The organism is Pseudomonas fluorescens (genome assembly GCF_000730425.1).
GTDB classification, from domain to species: Bacteria; Pseudomonadota; Gammaproteobacteria; order Pseudomonadales; family Pseudomonadaceae; genus Aquipseudomonas; species Aquipseudomonas fluorescens_X.
Genome location: NZ_CP008896.1, coordinates 5251261 through 5276716, shown reverse-complemented (window position 1 = coordinate 5276716; position 25456 = coordinate 5251261). Strand labels below are relative to the sequence as shown.

Genomic DNA, 25456 nt, shown 5'->3' with positions numbered 1-25456 from the left:
GTGGCTTCAAGGCCTCCGGCACCCAGGTCATCGTGTCGACACGTGTGTGGATTTAAGCTTTGCGGGGTATCCCCGGAAAGCGGCGCATTTTATACCATAGCAACGACAAAAACGAAACCCGCAATCGCATTTGCTTCCCGCCACCGCCAGCCAAGCCATTGAATCGGGTGAAAATACCCACACCTTATAGAGAGAAGCGATAGCCAGACACTCATGGTTTGCACCTTGCGTCTGCTAGAATCGCGTTTTTTGGGCTTGTGCGAGTGCCGCACCTTTTTGTCGCACGCCCGTAAACCGTATTGATTTCAGCGCGTCGCGCTAGAGAGAGCCTGTATGACCGTTACCCTGAAAACCGCCGAAGATATCGCAGGCATGCGCGTTGCCGGCAAACTGGCGGCCGACGTGCTGGAAATGATTGCCGAACACGTCAAGCCGGGCATCACCACTGAAGCCCTGGACCGCATCTGCCATGACTATATCGTCGATGTGCAAAAAGCTATCCCCGCACCGCTGAACTACAAAGGCTTCCCCAAGTCGATCTGCACCTCGATCAACCACGTGGTCTGCCACGGCATTCCGGGCGACAAGCCACTCAAGGACGGCGACACCCTGAACATCGACGTCACCGTGATCAAGGACGGCTATCACGGCGACACCAGCCGCATGTTCCACGTCGGCAACGTCCCGGTCTGGGCCGAGCGCCTGTCCCAGGTCACCCAGGAATGCATGTACAAGGCGATTGAACTGGTCAAGCCCGGCTGCCGCCTGGGCGACATCGGCGAAGTGATCCAGAAGCACGCTGAAAAGAACGGTTTCTCGGTCGTCCGTGAATTCTGCGGCCACGGTATCGGCAAGGTGTTCCACGAAGAGCCGCAGATCCTGCACTACGGCCGTGCAGGCACCGGCATGGAACTCAAGGCGGGCATGACCTTTACCATCGAACCGATGATCAACCAGGGCAAGGCCGACACCAAGGTGCTGGGCGACGGCTGGACCGCCATCACCAAAGACCGCAAGCTCTCGGCACAGTGGGAACACACCCTGCTGGTCACCGAGACGGGCTACGAGATCTTCACCCTGCGTGCCGATGACACGATTCCCCGCGTTTCGGCCTGATGCTTGCAGCGGGCTTTCCAGATAGCAACGTTGTGACCTACACATAGATAGAAAGGAAAGCCGATCGATGCCCCAGGTGGATCCCGAACTCTTCGACCGTGGCCAGTTCCAGGCGGAACTGGCGCTGAAGGCCAGCCCGATTGCCGCCTTCAAAAAGGCCATCCGCCAGGCCCGCGAGGTGCTCGACGAGCGTTTTCGCAGCGGCCGGGAGATTCGCCGGTTGATCGAGGATCGTGCCTGGTTCGTCGATAACATCCTGAAAAAGGCCTGGGAACAGTTCGATTGGAGCGAGGACGCCGATATTGCCCTGGTGGCCGTCGGCGGCTATGGCCGGGGCGAACTGCACCCCTACTCCGATATCGACCTGCTGATCCTGCTGGACAGCGCCGACCATGAGATTTTCCGCGACTCCATTGAACGTTTTCTGACGCTGTTGTGGGACATCGGCCTGGAAGTCGGCCAGAGCGTGCGCTCGGTAGACGAATGCGCCGAAGAGGCCCGCGCCGACCTGACCGTGGTCACCAACCTGATGGAAAGCCGCACGATCTGCGGCCCCGAGCGCCTGCGCCAACGCATGCTGGAAGTCACCAGCACCGCGCATATGTGGCCGAGCAAGGAATTCTTCCTGGCCAAGCGCGCCGAGCAGAAAGCCCGGCATCACAAGTACAACGACACCGAGTACAACCTGGAACCCAACGTCAAAGGTTCGCCTGGCGGGCTGCGGGACATCCAGACCATTTTGTGGGTCGCCCGTCGCCAGTACGGCACCCTGAACCTGCGGGCCCTGGCCGGCGAAGGTTTTCTGGTGGAGAGCGAAAACGCCCTGCTGGCCTCGTCCCAGGAATTCTTGTGGAAAGTACGCTACGCCCTGCACATGCTGGCCGGACGCTCCGAAGACCGCCTGCTGTTCGACCACCAACGCTCCATCGCCACCCTGCTGGGCTTCGAGGGTGAAGACGCGAAGACCAGCATCGAAAGCTTCATGCAGCAGTACTACCGGGTGGTCATGAGCATCGCCCAGCTCAGCGACTTGATCATCCAGCATTTTGAAGAAGTGATCCTGGCCCCGGAAGACGAGGCGCCACCGCAACCGATCAACGCACGCTTCCAACTGCACGACGGCTATATCGAGGCGCGCAACGACTACGTGTTCAAGCGCACGCCGTTTGCCATGCTGGAAATCTTCGTACTGATGGCCCAGCAGCCGGAAATCAAGGGCGTACGTGCCGACACCATTCGTTTGCTGCGGGAGAACCGTCACCTGATCGACGACGAGTTCCGCCACGACATCCGCAATACCAGCCTGTTTATCGAGCTGTTCAAGTGCAAGATCGGCATCCACCGCAACCTGCGCCGCATGAACCGCTACGGCATCCTCGGACGCTATCTGCCGGAGTTCGGCTTTATCGTCGGGCAGATGCAACACGACCTGTTCCACATCTATACGGTCGACGCCCACACCCTGAACCTGATCAAACACCTGCGTAAGCTGCAATACACCCAGGTGTCAGAGAAATTCCCGCTAGCCAGCAAGCTCATGGCCAAGTTGCCCAAGCCTGAGCTGATCTACCTGGCCGGCCTGTACCACGATATCGGCAAGGGCCGGCACGGCGATCACTCGGAAATCGGCGCAGTGGATGCCGAAGCCTTCTGCCAGCGCCACCAGTTGCCGCAGTGGGACAGCCGCCTGATCGTCTGGCTGGTGCAGAATCACCTGGTGATGTCCACCACCGCCCAGCGCAAGGACCTGTCCGACCCGCAGGTGATCCATGACTTTGCGCAGATCGTCGGCGACGAAACCCGTCTCGACTACCTATACGTACTGACCGTCTCCGACATCAACGCCACCAACCCGACGTTATGGAACTCGTGGCGCGCCAGCCTGTTGCGCCAGCTCTACACCGAGACCAAGCGTGCGCTGCGCCGCGGCCTGGAAAACCCGGTGGACCGTGAAGAACAGATCCGCCGTACCCAAAGCGCGGCCCTGGACATCCTCGTGCGCGGCGGCAACGACCCGGACGATGTGGAGCAACTCTGGTCGCAGCTGGGCGACGACTATTTCCTGCGCCACACCGCCGGCGACGTGGCCTGGCACACCGATGCGATCCTCCAGCAACCGGCCGACGGCGGCCCGCTGGTGCTGATCAAGGAAACCACCCAGCGCGAATTCGAAGGCGGCACGCAGATCTTTATCTACGCCCCGGACCAGCATGACTTCTTTGCCGTGACCGTGGCCGCGATGGACCAGCTCAACCTCAACATTCATGACGCGCGGGTCATTACCTCCAGCAGCCAGTTCACCCTCGACACCTATATCGTGCTCGACACCGAAGGCGAATCCATCGGCGATAACCCCGAGCGGGTGAAAAAGATCCGCGAAGGCCTGACTGAAGCCCTGCGCAACCCCGACGACTACCCGACCATCATTCAGCGCCGGGTACCGCGCCAGCTCAAGCACTTCGCCTTTGCGCCCCAGGTGACGATCCACAACGATGCCCAGCGCCCAGTGACCGTGCTGGAACTCAGCGCACCGGATCGACCGGGGCTGCTGGCACGGATCGGCGGAATTTTCCTGGAGTTCGACCTGTCATTGCAGAACGCCAAGATTGCCACCCTGGGCGAGCGGGTCGAAGACGTGTTCTTTATTACCGATGCCGATAACCAGCCGCTGTCCGACCCGGAACTGTGCCGCCGCTTGCAGGACGCTATCGTCGCGCAATTGAGTGTGAACCAGGAACCGGGGGCTGAACTGTCCCGACTAACCCTTTGAGTTGAATTTTATTTCCCTGTGGACGCGATCCTTTGTAGGCGCTGGCGTGCCTGCGATGTAGGCTCCGCGGTGTATCTGGTACACCAAGGCGATGCAATCGCAGGCAAGCCAGCTCCTACAGGGGCCGCGCTCAACGATAGAGGTCTCCATGAACAATGCCCTGAACCAACTGCAGCCCTACCCGTTCGAGAAACTGCGTGCCCTGCTGGGCAGTGTCACACCGAACCCGGACAAACGCCCGATCGCCCTGTCCATCGGAGAGCCCAAGCACAAATCCCCGGATTTCGTCGCCCAGGCTCTGGCCAACAATCTGGACCAAATGGCGGTCTATCCGACCACCCTGGGCATTCCCGCATTGCGCGAGGCCATTGGTGCCTGGTGCGAGCGCCGCTTCAACGTGCCCAAGGGCTGGCTGGATCCGGCACGCAATATCCTGCCAGTCAATGGCACCCGCGAAGCGCTGTTCGCCTTCACCCAGACCGTGGTCAACCGTGGTGACGACGCCCTGGTGGTCAGCCCGAACCCGTTCTACCAAATCTACGAAGGTGCCGCTTTCCTGGCCGGGGCCAAACCGCACTACCTGCCGTGCCTGGACGAAAACGGCTTCAATCCGGACTTCGATGCGGTAACGCCGGATATCTGGAAACGCTGCCAGATCCTGTTCCTGTGCTCCCCCGGCAACCCGACCGGCGCGCTGATCCCCGTCGCGACCCTGAAAAAACTGATCGCCCTGGCCGACGAATACGACTTCGTGATTGCCGCCGACGAATGCTACAGCGAGCTGTACTTCGACGAACAAACCCCGCCGCCCGGCCTGCTCAGCGCCTGTGTTGAATTGGGTCGCCAGGACTTCAAGCGCTGCGTGGTGTTCCACAGCCTGTCCAAGCGTTCCAACCTGCCGGGCCTGCGTTCCGGGTTTGTAGCCGGTGATGCCGACCTCCTCAAGGCTTTCCTGCTGTATCGCACGTACCACGGCTGCGCGATGCCGGTACAAACCCAGCTGGCAAGTATTGCTGCCTGGCAGGACGAAGCCCATGTTCAGGCTAACCGCGACCTGTACCGGGAAAAATTCGCTGCCGTGCTGGCAATCCTCAAGCCTGTGCTGGATGTACAAAACCCGGATGGCGGCTTCTATCTATGGCCAAATGTGAAGGGGGACGACGCTGCGTTCTGCCGTGATTTGTTTGAACAGGAACACGTAACCGTGGTGCCTGGGTCGTACCTGTCGCGGGAAGTGGACGGTTTCAATCCAGGTGCCGGGCGGGTGCGCCTGGCACTGGTTGCACCGTTGTCCGAATGCGTTGAAGCCGCCGAACGGATGCGCAACTTCATCCAGCGCCGTCGTTGATGACCGGGGCCGCTCCCACATGGGAGCGGCCCTCCTAGACTTAAACCCCAGCCTTGGGACGGCACACCAACCTGTCCTTTATCCCGCGAACAATCCCCTCCTCGGCAAGCTGCTTAGTACCCTCGTTAGGGCAATACTGAACTTCTGAGCCACATCCAGCCAACACACACCCAGCAATATTTACACTCGGAACTATGTGCGCCAAATCCCCACTCTGCAATAGCAATTAGTCTTACAGAAACCCTTCGTTTCCTCTTACGTTGGCGCCGGAGCTCCCCCATGATTGTAAATACTCATTCAACTCCATTCGCATTCTCCGATTCAAGTTCAAAACATACCGACTCCAATCAGCGGGCCGACACTCAAAAAAACATAGAGCTCCCTGATCCATTTCCAATAAGAAAAAAACGCGGTATTGCTGACACGCAATCTTTATGGCCACAACACTCGACAGTAAAAATTTCACTTATTGACATGTCTGACAAACAAAGAGAACTAACCAAAACAAACATCCTTAAATGGCAGCCTTATATCAACCTGAAACTGGAATTTATCGACACTGCAGATGGCGATATCAGAATAGGCACCAAGCCAGATGGGCTTGGCGGAGGCTGGTCCAGGGTGGGGACAGACGCAAAAAATGAAAAGCCAAGCTGGAACACCATGGCGATTAGTTTTATCAACGACCCCAAGGAGGACGGTAGAATCATACAACATGAATTCGGTCATGCCTTGGGCATAAAGCACGAACACCGACACCCAGATAACCCCTTAATGTATAACCGCCAAAAAATAGAAATGGAATATGGAAAATTCGGCACAAACGAGTTCTTTACAAAAATCCCTGCCGGCGACTCAACCAAACTTACCCCATACGATAGTCGATCCATTATGCACTACCATCTACCAGAAAATTATATGTCCAACGGAATAACCAACACCGAAAACTACACACTCTCAACAGGCGACAAATACTTGGCAGAAAACCTGTACCCGCCCAAAAATAAATCCGATCGGCGTGTATTTCTCACCAAAAACCTAAAGGGGTCGTTCGGTACTTATGAGTGGGCCTTGGCGGAAAAACACGCAGGTGCACCACAAGAATAACCGGAGCCTTTCCCAAGGGGAGCAGGAGGCACCCCACGGCCGTACCCCCCCAAGTTTCCTGGGATGCGTCAACCTGTGTGGCTATTTCTGGGTCCCTAGGTTGGCCTCACTCATGTCCAGGTCCGCCAGCACTTCGCGAAGCACATCATCACCAATCTGGTGGTGACGGCTCAGGCTGTACAACTCCAGGCGCTGAGCCCGTAGGGCCTTGAGCCGCAACTTGCGCTCCAACTGATCCATCTGCAGCGCCAGCGCCTGGGCTTCGGCCGAGTCATTGAACACCTCCAACTGGTGGCGGTACTCCGACATGATCCGTGCCTTGAGCTCCGTCGCCAGTGCGGCCTGCGCCGCGTCCAGGGGCGCCACGTCGGCGGCCTCCTCCGCCTCCAGGGCATGAATCGCAGCCTCGGCGGTTTTCTTCCAGGCATCGCGCACCTCACCGCGACGCTTGTCATCCGGGCTTTTCTCAATCCCCCGTAGCAACAGCGGCAAGGCAATGTAGGCGGCCACCAACGACAGCAGGATCACCCCAGCGGCGATAAAGATCAGCAAGTCGCGCTCAGGAAACGCCTGGCCCGGTGCAAACAGCAACGGCACTGACATGACACCGGCCAGCGTCACCGCCCCGCGCACGCCACCGACGGTCAAAAGCCAGCAAGACCGCGCTGTTGGCACCAGGGTCAGCTCGCTTTTACCACGCAGGCGCCGCAGCAGGCCGGACAGACGCCAAATACTCTGTACCCAGATAAACCGCAACACCAGCAACACCAGGAAGATCGCGATCACGTCCAGGACGCGATAGAACAAGGTCGGCCACATCGTAGCTTCGTGACTGGTCACCGCCTTGATGATGTCGGGCAATTGCAGACCCAGCAGCAGGAAGATCAGCCCGTTGAAGGCAAACTCCAGCAACGACCAGACGCTGCGATTGAGCAGGCGCGTACTGGTCTGCCGTGGCAACAGGTCCAGCCAGCTTTGCATCATGCCCGCCGCTACTGCCGACAGAATCCCCGAAGCGCCCAGGCGTTCAGCCAATACATAAGCAGCGAATGGCAGCAATAACATGAACACCACATGTGTCGCCGGATCATCCCAGCCCCGGGCAATCATCCATGCCCGCAGGCGGCCTACCAGCCAGCTCAACGCCACGCCCACCGCCAGGCCTCCTACCGCCACCAACACAAAGGTCAGGCTGGCATCGGCCAGGGAAAACACCCCAGTCAACGCCGCCGCAAGAGCGAACTTGAAGGTCACCAGGCCCGATGCATCGTTCATCAAGGCCTCACCCTGGAGCATGTGCATCAAGGGCGTGGGCAAGCGGTTCTGGGAAATGGCCGACACCGCCACGGCATCCGTCGGCGACAGCACCGCCGCCAGGGCGAAGGCTACCGGCAAAGGAATTGTCGGCAGCAACCAATGAATGAAGTAACCGGCACCTACCACCGTGAACAGCACCAACCCCACCGCCAGCGTCAGGATCGGCCCGCGTAACCGCCATAGTTCACGCTTGGGCATCCGCCAACCATCGGAGAACAACAGCGGCGGCAGGAACAGGAAAAGAAACAGCTCAGGGTCCAGGGCCACATGCAGCCCCAGGGTTGGCCAGGCCAACAAGGCGCCAGCAGCGATCTGCACCAACGGCAGCGGCAGTGGGATGACGCGCCCGACCAGGCGCGAAACGCTGACCAGCATCAGCAGGATAAGAACGGTATAGGCGGTTTGCATAACGCGGGGTTCCCGGACAATCGACTTGCAATGACACACTTGAGGCAGCAGCACGCCTTTGAAGTGCCATATTAGCCGCCTATGCTGCGTCTGGCGTTTGCACATAAGTCGCAGCTGATCACGTTAAGCGTGACGAGCGGCACCGAAACCCTTCGGTCATGGCATAATCCGTGATCCTACGTCTGCATCAGCCCAAAGGGGGCAGTTCCTTGACCGATTCAAGTAAAACCTTGCACCTTTTTGGCATCAAAGCCTGCGACACCATGAAAAAGGCGCGCACCTGGCTTGATGAACACGCTATCCGCTATGAGTTCCATGACTACAAGACAGCCGGTATCGACCGCGAACACTTGACCCAATGGTGCAATGAGCACGGTTGGCAGGTGGTTTTGAACCGTGCAGGCACGACCTTTCGCAAACTCGAAGACGAACGCAAAGCCGATCTCGACCAGACGAAAGCTATCGAACTGATGCTCGCACAACCCTCGATGATCAAGCGCCCGGTGCTCGATCTCGGTGACAGAACCCTGATTGGCTTCAAGCCAGATAGTTATTCGGCGGCCCTCAAGTAGGCCAGCCACTTCATTTTTGTAGAGGTAACATCATGTCCAATTCCCTGTTCAGCCTGGGCTTCGGCGTCGGCACCCAGAACCGCCAAGGTGCTTGGCTGGAAGTGTTTTACGCCCAACCGCTGCTCAACCCTAGTGCCGAAATCGTTGCCGCCATCGCACCGATCCTCGGCTACACCGAAGGCAACCAGGCAATCACGTTCACCATTGCCCAAGCCTCGCAACTGGTTGACGCCCTGAAAAATGTAGATGCTACCCAAGCCGCACTGCTGACGCGCCTGGCCGAAAGCCACAAGCCGCTGGTCGCCACGCTGTTGGCCGAAGATGCTGCTCTGACCTCCACGCCAGAGGCCTACCTCAAGCTGCATTTGCTCTCCCATCGCCTGGTCAAGCCCCACGGCCTGAGCCTGGCCGGTGTGTTCCCGCAACTGCCGAACGTGGCCTGGACCAGCCAGGGTGCGATCGACATCGGCGAACTGGCCGAGCGCCAGTTGGAAGCACGCCTGCGTGGTGAGTTGCTGGAAGTGTTCTCGGTGGACAAGTTCCCGAAAATGACCGACTACGTGGTCCCGGCGGGTGTGCGTATCGCCGACGCCGCGCGCCTGCGCCTGGGTGCCTATGTGGGCGAAGGCACCACCGTGATGCATGAAGGCTTCATCAACTTCAACGCTGGCACTGAAGGCCCGGGCATGATCGAAGGCCGTGTATCGGCTGGCGTATTCGTCGGCAAAGGCTCGGACCTGGGCGGCGGTTGCTCCACCATGGGCACCCTGTCGGGTGGCGGCAACATTGTGATCAAGGTCGGCGAAGGCTGCCTGATCGGTGCCAACGCCGGTATCGGCATCCCGCTCGGTGATCGCAACACCGTGGAATCTGGCCTGTATGTGACCGCCGGCACTAAAGTGGCACTGCTCGACGAGCAGAACCAACTGGTCAAGGTGGTCAAGGCCCGCGAACTGGCCGGCCAGCCGGACCTGCTGTTCCGCCGTAACTCCGAGACCGGTGCCGTGGAGTGTAAAACCCACAAGTCGGCCATCGAACTGAACGCAGCGCTGCACGCTCACAACTAAGCAGCGACTCGATGCCACCGCAATAGGCCGCGTTCTCGAACGCGGCCTGTTCATATGAGTCTTGAACCCATGCTTGTGCCCTCGCCCTGGCGCGCCGACTTCCCGGCCATCGCTACCTTGCAACGGCAAGACCAGACCTATCTGGACAACGCCGCCACCACGCAAAAACCCCAAGCCCTGTTGGACGCCCTCAGCCATTACTACGCCAATGGCGCAGCCAATGTGCACCGTGCCCAGCATTTGCCGGGCGCCCATGCGACCCAGGCGTTCGAGGACAGTCGCAACAAAGTGGCGCAATGGCTCAACGCAGGTGACAGCGGGCAAGTCGTCTTTACCCACGGCGCGACTTCAGCGTTGAACCTCCTGGCCTATGGCCTTGAGCACCTTTTCAACCCGGGCGACGAGATTGTCATCAGCGCCCTGGAACATCACGCCAACCTGTTGCCCTGGCAGCAGTTGGCCAAACGCCGCGAGCTCACGCTGGTGGTACTGCCCCTCGACGATAGGGGCTTGATCGACCTGCAAGCCGCCGCCGCGCTGATCGGGCCACGCACCCGCCTGCTGGCAGTGAGCCAGTTGTCCAACGTGTTGGGCGTCTGGCAGCCTTTGCCGCAGTTGCTGGCACTGGCCAAGGCCCACGACGCCTTGACGGTGGTGGATGGCGCGCAGGGCATCGTCCATGGGCGTCATGACGTGCAGGCCCTGGACTGCGACTTCTACGTGTTTTCCAGCCACAAGCTCTACGGCCCGGACGGCGTCGGCGTGCTTTTCGGCCGCACTCAGGCCCTGCATCGGCTACGCCATTGGCAGTTTGGCGGCGAGATGGTGCAGCAGGCGGACTACCACAGCGCCAGCTTCCGCCCGGCGCCCCTGGGTTTTGAAGCCGGCACGCCGCCGATTGCCGGGGTGATTGGCCTGGGGGCGACCCTGGACTACCTCAGTTCCCTGGATCAACCGGCGGTACTTGCCCACGAAACGGCGCTGCACGACTACCTGTTGCACGGCTTGCAGGCGCGCAATGGCGTGCGCCTGCTGGGTTCGCCGCAGGTGGCCCTGGCCAGCTTTGTGGTGGAAGGCGTACACAATGCCGACCTCGCCCACCTGCTGACCGAGCAAGGCATCGCGGTACGCGCCGGCCATCACTGTGCGATGCCCCTTCTCAAGAGCCTGCATTTATCCGGCGCGATCCGGGTTTCTTTGGCGCTGTATAACGACTCCGATGACCTGGAGCGTTTTTTTGAAGCGCTTGATCAGGCCCTGGATGTGTTGCGATGAGCTTGCCCGCAGATGCGCTGGCCGCGCTGCAGGCCTTCCAGGCCGTCGGCAGTTGGGAGCAACGCGCCCGGCTGCTGATGCAATGGGGCGAGCGGCTGCCGGCCTTGGCGGCGGAGGACAAAGTCGATGCCAACCTGGTGCAGGGCTGTGAAAGCCTGGTGTGGCTGGTGGGGCGGTTGCACGACGGCCATTGGCAGTTTGCCGCCAGCAGTGATGCACGCTTGATTCGCGGCTTGGTGGCGTTGTTGCTGGCGCGGGTAAACGGGCTATCGGCGGCCGAGTTGCAGGCGGTCGACCTGCCTGACTGGTTCAACCAGTTGGGGCTGTCTCGCCAGTTGTCGCCGTCACGCAGCAATGGCCTGAACGCAGTCCTGCAGCGCATGCGCGACTTGAGCCATACGCAAAACTAACTGTAGGAGCGGGCTTGCCCGCGATAGCGGTGGATCAGTGCCAGATGTATTGCCTGACACACCGCCATCGCGGGTAAGCCCGCTCCCACATTTTGTTTATGCCCAGCAGCGAGATTCAGGTGGGCTTGACCCGCTCGGACGGCCTGCGCACCCCAGCCACAATCTTATCCACGGCCTTGGTCGCCGCGACCATGCCAAAGGTCGCCGTGACCATCATCACCGCGCCAAACCCACCGGCGCAGTCCAGCTTCACGCCATCGCCGACAAAACTCTTCTGCAAACAGATGCTGCCATCGGGCTTGGGATAACGCAGCTGTTCGGTAGAGAACACACAAGGCACGCTGTAGTGCCGGGTCACCGTGCGCGAGAACCCGTAGTCACGGCGCAAGGTGGAACGCACTTTCGACGCCAGCGGGTCGTTGAACGTGCGGTTCAAGTCGCATACCTGGATCAGTGTCGGGTCAATCTGCCCGCCAGCGCCACCGGTGGTGATGATCTGGATCTTGCGCCGCTTGCACCAGGCGATCAGCGCCGCCTTGGCGTTGACCGCATCGATGCAATCGATCACGCAGTCGATCGTCGGCGTGATGTACTCGGCCATGGTGTCGCGGGTCACGAAGTCCGCCACCGCGTGCACGATGCAATCGGGGTTGATCGCGCGCAGGCGCTCGGCCATTACCTCGACCTTGGGCTTGCCTACCGTGCTGTCCAGGGCGTGCAACTGACGATTGCTGTTGCTGACGCACACGTCGTCCAGGTCAAACAGCGAAATCTCGCCCACCCCGCAACGGGCCATGGCTTCCGCCGCCCACGAGCCGACACCGCCCACGCCGACGATGGCCACATGGGCCGCTTTCAAACGTTCCAGGCCTTCAATGCCATACAAACGGGCGACACCGGCAAACCGTGGATCTTCTGTGCTCATGACCATTACCCCAAAAACCGGCGCGCATTATAGGGCTACGCAGCGATAAGTTCTAAGCTACAAGCTATAAGTAAAGAACTTATAGGAGCTTTCGCTGACCAATATCCGGTTTTTCCTGGCTTGCTGTACGCTCAGGGAGCGGCCGGTGTAGGATGCGCGCCGTTCAACACCTCCATTCGTTCCACACCCTTTGGAACCCGAAACAGCTATGTCATCGCGTAAATTTGGACTCAACCTGGTGGTGGTGCTGGCAATTGCCGCGCTGTTCACCGGTTTCTGGGCGCTGATCAACCGCCCGGTCACTACTCCCAACTGGCCCCAGCAGATTTCCGGCTTTTCCTATTCGCCGTTCCAACAGGGCCAGTACCCGCAGAAAGACCAGTACCCAACCGACGAGCAGATGCGTCAGGACCTTGCGATCATGAGCAAGCTGACGGACAACATCCGTACCTATTCGGTCGACGGTCCCCTGGGCAATATCCCCAAGCTAGCGGAAGAGTTCGGCCTGCGTGTGACCCTGGGCATCTGGATCAGCCCGGACCTTGAGCGCAACGAGCGTGAGATCCAGCGTGCCATCGAAATCGCCAACACCTCGCGCAGCGTGGTGCGTGTGGTGGTCGGCAACGAGGCGATCTTCCGCGAGGAAATCACTCCCGAGGATCTGATTGTCCTGCTGGACCGGGTGCGCGCTGCCGTCAAGGTACCGGTGACCACCTCCGAGCAGTGGCACATCTGGGAACACAACCCGCAACTGGGCAAGCACGTCGACCTGATCGCCGCGCACGTCCTGCCGTATTGGGAACATGTACCGATGGCCCAGGCCGGGCAATTCGTCCTCGACCGGGCCAAGGATCTGAAGAAGACCTTCCCGAAAAAGCCGCTGCTGCTGTCAGAAGTCGGCTGGCCGAGCAATGGCCGCATGCGCGGTGGCGCGGACGCCTCCCCGGCCGACCAGGCGATTTACCTGCGTACCCTGGTCAACAAGCTGAACCGCCAGGGCTACAACTACTTCGTGATCGAAGCCTTCGACCAACCCTGGAAAGCCAGTGACGAAGGCTCGGTGGGCGCCTATTGGGGGGTGTTCAACGCCGCACGCCAGCAGAAATTCAATTTTGAAGGCCCGGTAGTGGCGATCCCGCAATGGCGGGTACTGGCCATCGGCTCGGTAGTGTTGGCACTGCTGTCGCTGACCCTGCTGATGATCGACGGCTCAGCCCTGCGCCAGCGTGGCCGTACCTTCCTGACGTTTATCGCGTTCCTGTGTGGCTCGGTGCTGGTATGGATCGGCTACGACTACAGCCAGCAATACAGCACCTGGTTCAGCCTGACCGTGGGTTTCCTCCTGGCACTCGGCGCGCTCGGGGTGTTTATCGTGTTGCTGACCGAGGCCCATGAGCTGGCGGAGGCGGTCTGGACCCACAAGCGCCGGCGTGAATTCCTGCCGGTTGAAGGGGATTCGGATTACCGCCCGAAAGTGTCGATCCATGTGCCGTGCTACAACGAGCCACCGGAAATGGTCAAACAGACCCTCGACGCCCTGGCCGCCCTCGACTACCCGGACTACGAAGTCCTGGTCATCGACAACAACACCAAGGACCCGGCCGTGTGGGAACCGGTGCGTGACTACTGCGAGACGCTGGGCCCGCGCTTCAAGTTCTTCCACGTCGCGCCCCTGGCCGGTTTCAAGGGCGGCGCGTTGAACTATCTGATCCCGCATACCGCCAAGGATGCCGAAGTGATCGCGGTGATCGACTCGGACTACTGTGTGTCGCCGAACTGGCTCAAGCACATGGTGCCGCACTTCGCCGACCCGAAAATCGCCGTGGTGCAGTCGCCCCAGGATTATCGTGACCAGAACGAAAGCACCTTCAAGAAGCTCTGCTATGCCGAATACAAGGGCTTCTTCCATATCGGTATGGTCACCCGCAACGACCGCGATGCAATTATCCAGCATGGCACCATGACCATGACCCGCCGTTCGGTGCTCGAAGAACTGGGCTGGGCAGACTGGTGCATCTGTGAAGACGCCGAATTGGGCCTACGGGTATTCGAGAAAGGCCTGTCGGCTGCGTACTACCACACCAGTTACGGCAAAGGCCTGATGCCCGATACCTTTATCGACTTCAAGAAACAGCGGTTCCGCTGGGCCTATGGGGCGATCCAGATCATCAAGCGTCACACCGCCAGCCTGTTGCGGGGCAAGGATACCGAACTGACCCGCGGCCAACGCTACCACTTCCTCGCAGGCTGGCTGCCGTGGGTGGCGGACGGCATGAACATCTTCTTCACCGTCGGTGCCCTGTTGTGGTCGGCGGCGATGATCATTGTGCCGACGCGGGTCGACCCGCCGCTGCTGATCTTCGCAATCCCGCCATTGGCGCTGTTCGTGTTCAAGGTCGGCAAGATCATCTTCCTCTACCGTCGCGCCGTCGGCGTGAACCTCAAGGATGCGTTCTGCGCGGCCCTGGCCGGCCTGGCGCTGTCCCATACCATCGCCAAGGCGGTGCTGTATGGATTCTTCACCACCAGCATTCCGTTCTTTCGTACACCGAAAAACGCGGATAACCACGGTTTCTGGGTAGCGATTTCCGAAGCCCGGGAAGAGATGTTCATCATGTTGCTGCTGTGGGGCGCGGCGCTGGGGATTTACCTGGTGCAAGGCCTGCCGAGCAATGACATGCGTTTCTGGGTGGTCATGCTACTGGTGCAATCGCTGCCGTATGTGGCAGCGTTGATCATGGCGTTCCTGTCGTCGCTGCCCAAACCGGCTGCGGTGGCACAGCCCGTGACGGCGACGTAAAAACTTGCGCAATGTACTAAACGGCGGCCTCTGGTCGCCGTTTTGCTATAAGATAACGGCCCTTTGTGGGATCAGGCAGTCGCTGATGCCCCCTGTGGGAGCGGGCTTGCCCGCGATGCAGGCGCCGCGGTGTATCCGTTGCACCGCAGTGATGCCATCGCGGGCAAGCCCGCTCCTGCATTGGATCTATTTCACCCTCGTCTTGCGCCCTGACACACCTTCGGAGTTTTCCCATGACGGTCCATGCCGACCTTTCGCCGACCCTCCAACTCGCTATCGACTTGATCCGCCGTCCGTCGGTGACGCCGATCGACGCCGACTGCCAGAAGCTGATGATGCAGCGCCTGGGCGACGCCGGCTTTGCGCTTGAGCCCATGCGCATCGAGGATGTGGACAACTTCTGGGCCACCCACGGTAAGCATGAAGGCCCGGTGCTGTGTTTTGCCGGCCATACCGACGTGGTCCCGACCGGCCCGGTGCACGCCTGGCAGAATGACCCGTTCGACGCGCTGATCGACGAACACGGCATGTTGTGCGGGCGTGGCGCAGCCGACATGAAAGGCAGCCTGGCCGCCATGCTCGTGGCGGCCGAGCGTTTTGTGAAGGATTACCCGGACCATAAGGGTTCGGTTGCCTTCCTGATCACCAGCGATGAAGAAGGCCCGGCACACCACGGCACCAAGGCCGTGATCGAGCGCCTGGCAGCCCGCAAGGAACGCCTGGACTGGTGCATCGTCGGCGAACCGTCGAGCACCACCCTGGTGGGCGATGTGGTCAAGAATGGCCGGCGTGGCTCCCTCGGTGCGACCCTGACCGTACGCGGCGTGCAAGGCCATGTGGCCTACCCGCACCTGGCAAAGAACCCGATCCACCTGGCTGCCCCGGCCCTGGCCGAACTGGCCGCCGAGCATTGGGACGACGGCAATACCTTCTTCCCACCGACCAGCTTCCAGATTTCCAACCTCAATTCCGGCACCGGCGCCACCAATGTGATCCCCGGTGACCTGACGGCGGTGTTCAACTTCCGCTTCTCCACCGAGTCCACCGTCGAAGGCCTGCAGCAGCGGGTCGCGGCGATTCTCGACAAGCATGGCCTGGACTGGCATGTGGAGTGGGCGCTGTCGGGCCTGCCGTTCCTCACCGAACCGGGCGCGCTGCTTGATGCGGTGTCTGCCAGCATCAAGGCCATCACCGGCCGCGAGACCCGGGCCTCCACCAGCGGCGGCACGTCCGACGGGCGCTTTATCGCGACCCTCGGTACCCAAGTGGTGGAACTGGGCCCGGTCAACGCGACGATCCATCAGGTCAACGAGCGCATCCTCGCCAGCGACCTCGATGTATTGACCGAAATCTACTACCAGACCCTGATCAAGTTGCTCGCCTGATGCTCGCTTGCCCCATTTGCAGCGCACCACTCAATGAAGTGGACAATGGCGTGGTGTGCCCGGCCGGGCACCGTTTCGACCGGGCCCGCCAGGGTTACCTGAACCTGTTGCCGGTGCAGCACAAGAACAGCCGCGACCCGGGCGATAACCTGGCGATGGTGGAGGCGCGCCGCGACTTCCTCAATGCCGGGCACTACGCACCGGTGGCCAGGCGCCTGGCGGCACTGGCAGCGGAACGCAAGCCCCAGCGCTGGCTGGATATCGGCTGCGGCGAAGGCTATTACACCGCACAAATCGCCGATGCCCTGTTGCGTGCCGATGGTTATGCCCTGGATATTTCCAAGGAAGCGGTCAAGCGCGCGTGCAAGCGCAACCCGACACTGACCTGGTTGATCGCCAGCATGGCCCGCGTGCCCCTGGCCGACGGCAGTTGCCAGTTCCTCGCCAGCGTGTTCAGCCCGCTGGACTGGCAGGAAGCCAAGCGCCTGCTCAGCCCTGGCGGCGGCCTGATGAAGGTCGGCCCGACCCGCGGCCACCTGATGGAGTTGCGCGAACGCCTGTACGACGAAGTGCGTGAGTACACCGACGACAAGCACTTGGCCCTGGTGCCGGACGGCATGAGCCTGCAACACAGCGAAGTCCTGGAGTTCCAGCTCAGCCTGGCCGAGCCCAAGGACCGCGCCAACCTGCTGGCGATGACGCCCCACGGCTGGCGCGCCAGTGCCGAGCGGCGCGCCCAGGTGATCGAACAGGCCGAACCGCTGCGGGTCACCGTGTCGATGCGCTACGACTATTTCGTGCTTCAATAACCGACTTTTCCGGGCATCTGCGCCCACCCTGAATCCGCGAATGGATTTTCGAATCCCGCAACGAGGAACATCCATGCGCCAACCCGATATCGAGATTTACCTCAAGGACGCCGACGTCGACCACAAGGCCATCGCTGCCTGGCTCGGCGCCGCCCTGGGCCCGTGTACCGATTGGGTACAAAAGGGCCAGACCTACAAGTGCAAGGCCGGCAATGTGCCAGTGACCTGGCTGCCCAAGGCCGTGGGCAAGTGGAACAGCCTGTACCTGGAAAGCGACCAGACTCCGTGGGAAGACGACATCGCCTGCGCCCGCGCCGCGTTTGCCGCGCTGAACGTCGAAGTGCGCTGCGCACCGGGGACGTGGGTTGAAGAGGAAGGAGAGGAAAGCGCTGATACCTGGATCCGCATCAGCGAAGACGGTGAAGAGCAGATCACCTGGAAAACGGCCTGATCTAAAACTGCCAGCCCAATCCATGTAGGAGCTGGCTTGCCGGCGATGCAAACACCTCGGTTTATCAGACATACCGAGGTGATGCTATCGCAGGCAAGCCTGCTCCTACACAGGGGTTCAGCGGCGTCATCGCAATTGCTTACAGGCCCACGACATCCTCTGCCTGCAAGCCCTTCTCGCCGGTCACCACGGCGTATTCCACCTGTTGGCCCTCGGCCAGGGAGCGGTGGCCTTCACCGCGGATGGCGCGGTAGTGCACAAACACATCCTTGCCGTCTTCCCGCTGGATAAACCCATAGCCCTTGGCGTCGTTGAACCACTTCACATTGCCGGTTTCGCGCGTTGTCATCTGTTTGCTCCCACTGGTTTTTATTGTTGATTCAGTCGCATTGAACTGCCGAGTATAAGACAGGCTCAAAAACGATCAACTCAACTTTACATCGCTGCTTTTTTGCCGATTTTCGGCGAATACGTCACACTACCCGCCCGAGCGCCTGCTCGGTTTTTCCCACTTAAAGCAGCATGCCTATGACCCGCTCCCCGTTCCGCCGTCTGGTATTTGGCACCTTGCGTCGACTGTTGTACCTCTGGGTCCGCTCGGAGACGATCAACCAGTCGTCCCTCACCCTTAACCTGGACCGCAGCCGGCCGGTGTTCTACGTCCTGCAATCGCCCTCCCTGAGCGAATTGGCCGTGGTGGATGCCGAGTGCACCAAGGCCGGCCTGCCCCGCCCGGTGTTGCCAGTCTCCGTCGGCCCATTGATGGAGCCCGCGGCATTCTTCTACCTGACCCCCGAGCCGGACTGGCTCGGCCGCCAGGACAAGCGCGGCGCACCACCGACCCTGACCCGCCTGGTCAACACCCTGACCGAGCACGCCGAGGAAAACGCGCAGATCATCCCGGTGAGCGTGTTCTGGGGCCAGTCGCCGGCCAGCGAGTCCAGCCCCTGGAAACTGCTGTTTGCCGACAGCTGGGCAGTCACCGGGCGCCTGCGCCGGCTGTTGAGCATCCTGATCCTGGGGCGCAAGACCCGGGTGCAATTCTCGGCGCCAATCAACCTGCGCGAATTGATCGAGCACAATAAAGGTCACGAACGTACGGTACGCATGGCACAACGGATCCTGCGGGTACACTTTCGCAACCTCAAGACTGCGGTGATCGGCCCCGACCTGTCTCACCGGCGCAACCTGGTCAAGGGCCTGGTGAACATGCCGCTGGTGCGCCAGGCGATCCTCGACGAGGCCGAGCGCGAGAACATCGCCCCCGAAAAGGCCAAGGCCCTGGCCCTGCGCTATGGCAACGAGATCGCCTCGGACTACACCTACACCGCCATCCGCTTCCTCGAAGTGGTGCTGAGCTGGTTCTGGAACAAGATCTACGACGGGATCAAGGTCAACAACATCGAAGGTGTGCAAAAGGTCGCCCAGGGCTATGAAGTGATCTATGTGCCCTGCCATCGCAGCCATATCGACTACCTTTTACTGTCGTACCTGCTGTTCAAGAACGGCCTGACCCCGCCGCACATCGCCGCCGGGATCAACCTCAATATGCCGGTGATCGGCAGCCTGCTGCGCCGTGGCGGGGCGTTTTTCATGCGGCGCACGTTCAAGGGCAACCCGCTGTACACCTCGGTGTTCAACGAATACCTGCACACCCTGTTCACCAAGGGCTTCCCGGTGGAGTACTTCGTCGAGGGCGGGCGCTCACGGACCGGGCGCATGCTGCAACCCAAGACCGGGATGCTGGCGATTACCCTGCGCAGTTTCCTGCGTTCCTCGCGCATGCCAATCGTATTTGTGCCGGTGTACATCGGCTACGAACGGGTACTGGAGGGCCGCACCTACCTGGGTGAATTGCGCGGCGCGACGAAAAAGAAAGAGTCGATCTTCGATATCTTCAAGGTCATTGGCGCCCTCAAGCAGCGCTTTGGCCAGGTAGCGGTCAACTTTGGCGAGCCGATCAAGCTGGCGGAATTTCTCGACCAGGAACAACCGGACTGGCGGACCCAGGAACTGGCGCCCAACTACAAGCCGGCCTGGCTCAACGAAACCACCAACCGCCTCGGCGAGCGCGTGGCCCAGCACCTCAACGAGGCCGCCGCGATCAACCCGGTGAACCTGGTAGCGCTGGCGCTGCTTTCAACCAGCCGCCTGGCCCTGGACGACCAGGCCATGGCGCGGGTGCTGGACCTGTACCTGGCGCTGCTGCGCCGGGTGCCCTACTCGCCCCATACCACGCTGCCCGAGGGTGACGGCCAGGCCCTGATCAAGCACGTCAAGGACATGAGCCTGCTGTCGGAGCAGAGCGATGCCCTGGGCAAGATCCTGTATCTGGACGAGCAAAACGCGGTCCTGATGACCTATTACCGCAACAATGTGCTGCATATCTTCGCCCTGCCGGCATTGCTGGCCAGCTTCTTCCAGAGCAGTTCGCGCATGAGCCGCGAACAGATCCTGCGCTATACCCGTGCGCTCTATCCGTACCTGCAATCGGAGTTGTTTATCCGCTGGTCCCTGGACGAACTCGACGCGGTGGTCGACCAGTGGCTCGAAGCCCTGGTGGAACAAGGTCTGTTGCGCTTTGAAAACAACATCTACCTGCGCCCGGCGCCCAGTTCGCGCAACTTCGTACTGCTGACCCTGCTGTCCAAGAGCATTGCCCAGACCCTGCAACGCTTCTACATGGCCATTTCCCTACTGCTCAACAGCGGCCAGAACAGTATCAGCGCCGAAGAACTGGAAGACCTGTGCACCGTCATGGCCCAGCGCCTGTCGATCCTGCACGGTCTGAATGCTCCGGAGTTCTTCGACAAGAGCCTTTTCCGACATTTTATTCAGACGTTGCTTGAGCAAGATGTGCTGCGCCGCGATGAAGCCGGCAAGTTGAGTTACCACGACCTGCTCGGCGAGTTGGCCGAAGGTGCAGCCAAACGGGTGTTGCCCGCGGAAATACGCCTGTCGATCCGCCAGGTGGCGTTGCATCGCAACGACGAAGCCCCCACCCCAGGCGCCGAACCGGACGAAACACGCTAGATTTACCAAGGCGCCAGGGTGTTTCTGGCGCCGTTGACAAGGAGCTGTACCATGAAAAAGATCATTCTCCTGGGCCTGACCGCCCTGCTGGGAGCCTGCCACTCGATGAATCCTGCCCCTAAGGCCAGCCTTGATGGCGAAGTGTTCTACCTGCAACGCATCGCCCTGCCGCCTGCCGCCACCTTGAGCGTCAGCCTGCAGGACGTGTCCCTGGCCGATGCGCCCGCCGTCACCCTGGCCGAGCAGAAAGGCCCGGTCAACGGTCAGGTGCCGCTGCCCTTCCACCTGAGCTACGACCCGGCCCAGGTCAAGCCTGGCCACAGCTATTCGGTCAGCGCTCGCATAGAGTTGGATGGCAAGCTAATGTTTATCACCACCGAACGTCATTCGGTGCAGTTGAACGGCCAGGACCCGCAGCCGCTTCGTCTGCGCGTTGACGCCGTTGCCCACTGATCCTGTCGAAAAAAAGGAAGCGCCCATGCTCCGTAACTCTCTTCGCCTCAGCGCCCTGTGCGCTGGCCTGCTGCTCGGTGCCAACGCCATGGCCCTGTCCCTCGGCGACCTGTCACAGGGCGATGCCACGGGAGGTCTCAAAGACGCGCTGACCCAGGGCGCACAGATTGCCGTCAAGCAACTGGGGGCCCCCGGCGGCTTCAGCAATAACCCCGAGGTCAAGATCGGCTTGCCCGGCAAGTTGGAAAAGGCCTCCGGCGCCCTGAAAATGCTCGGCATGGGCGACCAGATCAGCCAACTTGAAGCCAGCATGAACAAAGCCGCCGAATCGGCCGTGATCCAGGCCCAGCCAATTCTGGTCAATGCCGTGAAAAACATGAGTGTGAGCGACGCCAAGGGCATCCTCAGCGGCGGCCAGGATTCGGCAACCCAGTATCTGGATAAGAGCAGCCGCGAGCAGATCCGCGCCAAGTTTCTGCCGATCGTCAAGCAATCCACGGACAAGGTCGGTGTCGCTCAGCAGTACAACGCGCTCGCCAAAAAGGCACCGATGGGCTTACTGGGCGGCAAGGCCGACAGCGTCGAAAACTACGTGACTGAACAAGCGCTGGACGGTTTGTTCAAGATGATTGCCCAACAGGAAGAAAGCATTCGCCAGAATCCGGCAGCCGCCGCCACCAGCCTGGCGAAGAAAGTATTCGGCGCACTGTAAGGCACCTCGTTCACCCAGCGGCACAACAAAAAACGCCCCGAATAATCGGGGCGTTTTTATGACTGGGGCCCCCTGGACAGGCCTGGGCATCAGGCCTCTCACCCTCAGTGGCCGTAGGTTATTTTCCCTTCGAGCTTCACGGTGTTACCCCAAGGCTTGGTATTGCATGGCTCAGGCTGGGCATTGCAAGGTGGTTTCGACGCGAATTGGCCGTTGGCCCCAGACATCAGCGATTTGAGTCCCAGCATCGACAAAGGGCCCAAAAACATCGGAATCGGTATAAACATGGATCAATCCTCATGGTTCAATGAAGCCTTTTCCAGGCAAAGAACCGTTGCACGGAGAAGGCACCTGCACTCCAGGTTTCCCCTGAGTGGCAGGCGCGCCAGAAACAGTTCCTGAACCTTGTAGCCGATTGACTCTGGCTTAAGCCGACTTCGGTTTGACCCGAAACCACGCCGCATAGAGCGCCGGCAAAAACAGTAACGTCAATGCCGTGGCCACAATCAGCCCCCCCATGATCGCCACCGCCATCGGCCCGAAGAACACACTGCGCGACAGCGGGATCATCGCCAGCACCGCCGCCAGCGCCGTCAGCACAATCGGCCGGAAGCGACGCACGGTGGCCTCGATAATCGCCTGCCACGGATCCAGGCCGGCCCTGATGTCCTGCTCGATCTGATCCACCAGGATCACCGAGTTGCGCATGATCATCCCCGACAGCGCGATAGTGCCCAACATGGCCACAAAACCGAACGGCTGGCGAAACACCAGCAGGAACAGCGTCACGCCAATCAACCCCAGCGGCGCGGTCAGGAACACCATGGCCGTGCGCGAGAAACTGCGCAGTTGCAGCATCAGCAAGGTCAGTACGACCACGATGAACAGCGGCACACCGGCCTTCACCGAATTCTGGCCACGGGCCGAATCTTCGACCGTGCCGCCTACGTCCAGCAGATAGCCGTCGGGCAGTTCGGCACGCACCTGCGCCAGGGTCGGCAGGATCTGCTGGACCAGGGTCGCAGGCTGTTCCTTGCCGTAGATGTCGGCGCGTACAGTCACCGTGGGCAGGCGGTTGCGGTGCCAGATGATGCCTTCCTCGAAGCCGTATTCCAAAGTGGCAATCTGCGACAACGCCACGCTGGTACCGTTGTCGGTCGGTACCGCCAGGCTTGGCAGCAGCGACAGTTCCGTGCGCTCATGCACGGTGCCGCGCAAGAGGATTTCGATCAACTCGTTGTCCTCCCGGTATTGACTGACGCTGGAGCCGGTCAGGGAACTCTGGAGGAATTTCGACAGATTGGCCGTGCTCACGCCCAAGGCGCGGGCACGGTCCTGGTCGATGTTGAGGTAAACGATCTTGCTCGGCTCCTCCCAATCCAGATGCACGTTGACCACATGGGTATTCTCGCGCACCTTGGCCGCGACTTTGCGCGCCAGGGCACGGACCTCCTCGATGTGCTCACCCGTCACGCGAAACTGCACCGGATAACCAACCGGCGGGCCATTCTCCAGGCGGGTGACTCGCGAGCGCAGGTCGGGGAATTGCTCGTTGAGGGTTTCGATCAACCAGGTGCGCAGGCTTTCGCGCTCCTCGATGGTCTTGGCCAGTACCACGAACTGGGCAAAGCTGGCCGCCGGCAATTGCTGGTCCAGCGGCAGGTAGAAGCGCGGGGAACCGGTGCCGACATAGGCCACATAGTTTTCGATTCCCGCATGTTCCTTGAGCAAGCCTTCGAGGCGCTTGACCTGCTCGGCAGTGTTGCTCAAGGAAGCGCCTTCGGCCAGTTTCAGGTCGACCATCAACTCCAGGCGCCCGGACGCTGGGAAGAACTGTTGCGGGACAAAACGGAACAGCGCTACCGAGCCGACAAACAGCAACACCGTCAGCACAATCACGGTTTTGCGCCGACGCACGCACCACTCCACCCAGCGTCGTACGCGTTGGTAGAACGGCGTGCCGTAGGGATCCGGCCCATCAACACCGTGCTTGGCCGCATGAATCTTCGCCAGGTCCGGCAAGAGCTTTTCCCCCAGGTATGGCACAAACACCACGGCGGCGACCCACGAGGCCAACAGCGCGATCGTCACCACCTGGAAAATCGAACGGGTGTATTCGCCAGTACTCGATTGCGCGGTGGCAATCGGCAGAAAGCCGGCTGCGGTGATCAACGTACCGGTGAGCATCGGGAACGCCGTACTGGTCCAGGCGAAACTGGCGGCCTTGAGGCGGTCATAGCCCTGCTCCATTTTGATCGCCATCATTTCCACGGCGATGATCGCGTCGTCCACCAACAAGCCCAGGGCCAGGACCAAGGCCCCCAGAGAAATCTTGTGCAAGCCGATGCCCAGGTAATACATGCAGGCAAAGGTCATGGCCAGCACCAGCGGAATCGCCAGGGCCACCACCATGCCGGTGCGCACACCGAGGGAGAAAAAACTCACCAGCAATACAATCGCCAATGCCTCGGCCAACACCTGGACGAATTCGCCCACGCTGGTCTTCACCGCTGCGGGCTGATCCGACACCTTGCGCAGCTCCATGCCTGCTGGAAGATTCTTCTGCAAGCGTGCGAATTCGCCCTCAAGCGCCTTGCCCAGGACCAGGATGTCCCCACCATCGCGCATGGCCACGGCCAGGCCGATCGCATCATCCCCCATATAGCGCATGCGCGGTGCAGGTGGGTCGTTGAAGCCACGGTGAATCTCGGCCACGTCACCGATGCGCAAGGTGCGGTCGCCCACGCGGATCGGGAAACTACGGATCTGCTCCACCGTCTTGAAGTTACCCGACACCCGCAGTTGTACCCGCTCGCTCGGGGTTTCAAAGAAGCCGGCGGTAGACACCGCGTTCTGTTCCTGCAACGCCTGTTGCACTGCCGTCAAAGGCAGGCCGAGGGTGGCAAGCTTGAGGTTGGACAGCTCGATCCAGATCTTCTCGTCCTGCAACCCCAGCAACTCGACCTTGCCCACATCCGGCACCCGTTGCAGTTGGATCTGGATGCGGTCGGCGTAGTCCTTGAGCACCGCGTAGTCAAAACCCTCGCCGGTCAGGGCGTAGATATTGCCAAAGGTGGTGCCGAATTCATCGTTGAAGAACGGGCCCTGGATATCCGGTGGCAGGGTCTGGCGGATGTCACTGATCTTTTTGCGTACCTGGTACCAGAGGTCCGGAATCTGCGCCGAGTGCATCGAGTCCCGCGCCATAAACGTGACCTGGGATTCCCCCGGGCGGGAGAACGAAACAATGCGCTCGTACTCGCCGGTTTCCATCAGTTTCTTTTCAATGCGCTCAGTGACCTGGCGTGAAACTTCCTGGGCCGTGGCGCCTGGCCAGTTGGTCTTGATCACCATGGCTTTGAAGGTGAACGGCGGATCTTCGCTTTGCCCCAGCTTGGTGTAGGACAACGTACCGACAACAGCCAGCAACAGCATCAGGAACAGCACGATCTGGCGATTACGCAACGCCCATTCGGAAAGATTGAAACCCATCGGGGA

Annotated in this window: 19 protein-coding genes; 15 read left to right on the top strand and 4 right to left on the bottom strand. The window is 60.6% G+C overall.

Annotation, left to right across the window (positions count from 1 at the left end; genetic code table 11):
• Window positions 1–333 precede the first annotated feature (333 nt).
• The 4 genes from map (at window position 334) to HZ99_RS23605 (ending at window position 6341) form a co-directional block, all read left to right on the top strand.
• Window positions 334–1116 carry a type I methionyl aminopeptidase gene (gene map / locus HZ99_RS23620; protein ID WP_038446451.1) on the top strand — a complete coding sequence of 261 codons (783 nt, stop codon included), beginning with the start codon at window positions 334–336 and terminating at the stop codon, window positions 1114–1116.
• A 67-nt stretch (window positions 1117–1183) separates the two neighbouring features.
• On the top strand, window positions 1184–3886 hold the full coding sequence (locus tag HZ99_RS23615) for a [protein-PII] uridylyltransferase (RefSeq protein WP_038446449.1): 2703 nt from the start codon (window positions 1184–1186) through the stop codon (window positions 3884–3886).
• Between the two features lie 148 nt (window positions 3887–4034).
• Window positions 4035–5234, top strand: a complete 1200-nt coding sequence (gene dapC / locus HZ99_RS23610) for a succinyldiaminopimelate transaminase (RefSeq protein WP_038446448.1) — start codon at window positions 4035–4037, stop codon at window positions 5232–5234.
• 279 nt (window positions 5235–5513) lie between these two features.
• Entirely contained in the window at window positions 5514–6341 is an 828-nt protein-coding gene (locus tag HZ99_RS23605; protein ID WP_080727751.1) for a M12 family metallopeptidase, read from the top strand.
• 81 nt (window positions 6342–6422) lie between these two features.
• Here the strand turns inward: HZ99_RS23605 and HZ99_RS23600 are convergent, their stop codons facing one another.
• Window positions 6423–8066: a Na+/H+ antiporter gene (locus HZ99_RS23600; RefSeq protein WP_038446444.1), complete on the bottom strand. Its 1644-nt coding sequence runs from the start codon at window positions 8064–8066 to the stop codon at window positions 6423–6425.
• Between the two features lie 263 nt (window positions 8067–8329).
• Between HZ99_RS23600 and HZ99_RS23595 the strand changes: the two genes are divergently transcribed.
• From HZ99_RS23595 to HZ99_RS23580, 4 genes are all read left to right on the top strand, one after another.
• Window positions 8330–8638: an arsenate reductase gene (locus HZ99_RS23595; protein WP_235205609.1), complete on the top strand. Its 309-nt coding sequence runs from the start codon at window positions 8330–8332 to the stop codon at window positions 8636–8638.
• 32 nt (window positions 8639–8670) lie between these two features.
• The gene (gene dapD, locus HZ99_RS23590) at window positions 8671–9705 is read left to right on the top strand and encodes a 2,3,4,5-tetrahydropyridine-2,6-dicarboxylate N-succinyltransferase (RefSeq protein ID WP_029300118.1); all 1035 of its coding nucleotides are present in this window, start codon (window positions 8671–8673) and stop codon (window positions 9703–9705) included.
• Between the two features lie 69 nt (window positions 9706–9774).
• Entirely contained in the window at window positions 9775–10980 is a 1206-nt protein-coding gene (locus HZ99_RS23585; protein WP_038446440.1) for an aminotransferase class V-fold PLP-dependent enzyme, read from the top strand.
• A complete protein-coding gene (locus tag HZ99_RS23580; RefSeq protein ID WP_038446438.1) occupies window positions 10977–11390 on the top strand; it encodes a SufE family protein in 414 nt (137 codons plus the stop codon). The genes HZ99_RS23585 and HZ99_RS23580 overlap by 4 nt, the downstream gene beginning before the upstream one ends.
• Before the next feature lie 115 nt (window positions 11391–11505).
• On the opposite strand, the gene tcdA is transcribed toward HZ99_RS23580, so the two are convergent.
• Complete coding sequence (gene tcdA, locus HZ99_RS23575; protein ID WP_404942420.1) at window positions 11506–12315, bottom strand: tRNA cyclic N6-threonylcarbamoyladenosine(37) synthase TcdA; 810 nt, start codon at window positions 12313–12315, stop codon at window positions 11506–11508.
• 208 nt (window positions 12316–12523) lie between these two features.
• On the opposite strand from tcdA, the gene HZ99_RS23570 reads away from it, so the two are divergent.
• The 4 genes from HZ99_RS23570 (at window position 12524) to HZ99_RS23555 (ending at window position 17760) form a co-directional block, all read left to right on the top strand.
• Window positions 12524–15115 (top strand): glycosyltransferase, encoded by a 2592-nt coding sequence (locus HZ99_RS23570; protein WP_038446435.1) that lies wholly within the window; start codon window positions 12524–12526, stop codon window positions 15113–15115.
• A 233-nt stretch (window positions 15116–15348) separates the two neighbouring features.
• Window positions 15349–16500, top strand: a complete 1152-nt coding sequence (gene dapE / locus HZ99_RS23565) for a succinyl-diaminopimelate desuccinylase (protein WP_038446434.1) — start codon at window positions 15349–15351, stop codon at window positions 16498–16500.
• Window positions 16500–17309, top strand: coding sequence for a putative RNA methyltransferase (locus HZ99_RS23560; protein WP_038446433.1), 810 nt, complete (start codon window positions 16500–16502; stop codon window positions 17307–17309). Before dapE ends, HZ99_RS23560 begins: the two co-directional genes overlap by 1 nt.
• A 73-nt stretch (window positions 17310–17382) precedes the next feature.
• Window positions 17383–17760, top strand: a complete 378-nt coding sequence (locus HZ99_RS23555; protein ID WP_038446432.1) for a hypothetical protein — start codon at window positions 17383–17385, stop codon at window positions 17758–17760.
• 139 nt (window positions 17761–17899) lie between these two features.
• On the opposite strand, the gene HZ99_RS23550 is transcribed toward HZ99_RS23555, so the two are convergent.
• Window positions 17900–18109: a cold-shock protein gene (locus tag HZ99_RS23550; protein ID WP_003189131.1), complete on the bottom strand. Its 210-nt coding sequence runs from the start codon at window positions 18107–18109 to the stop codon at window positions 17900–17902.
• A 179-nt stretch (window positions 18110–18288) separates the two neighbouring features.
• On the opposite strand from HZ99_RS23550, the gene plsB reads away from it, so the two are divergent.
• From plsB to HZ99_RS23535, 3 genes are read left to right on the top strand one after another with little or no spacing between them, the layout of a single operon-like run.
• Window positions 18289–20793, top strand: a complete 2505-nt coding sequence (gene plsB, locus HZ99_RS23545; RefSeq protein WP_038446430.1) for a glycerol-3-phosphate 1-O-acyltransferase PlsB — start codon at window positions 18289–18291, stop codon at window positions 20791–20793.
• Window positions 20794–20844: 51 nt separating this feature from the next.
• Window positions 20845–21246 (top strand): YbaY family lipoprotein, encoded by a 402-nt coding sequence (locus tag HZ99_RS23540; RefSeq protein ID WP_038446429.1) that lies wholly within the window; start codon window positions 20845–20847, stop codon window positions 21244–21246.
• A gap of 25 nt (window positions 21247–21271) precedes the next feature.
• Window positions 21272–21958 (top strand): DUF4197 domain-containing protein, encoded by a 687-nt coding sequence (locus tag HZ99_RS23535; protein WP_038446428.1) that lies wholly within the window; start codon window positions 21272–21274, stop codon window positions 21956–21958.
• A 426-nt stretch (window positions 21959–22384) separates the two neighbouring features.
• On the opposite strand, the gene HZ99_RS23525 is transcribed toward HZ99_RS23535, so the two are convergent.
• Window positions 22385–25450, bottom strand: a complete 3066-nt coding sequence (locus HZ99_RS23525; protein ID WP_038446421.1) for an efflux RND transporter permease subunit — start codon at window positions 25448–25450, stop codon at window positions 22385–22387.
• Between the last annotated feature and the right edge of the window lie 6 nt (window positions 25451–25456).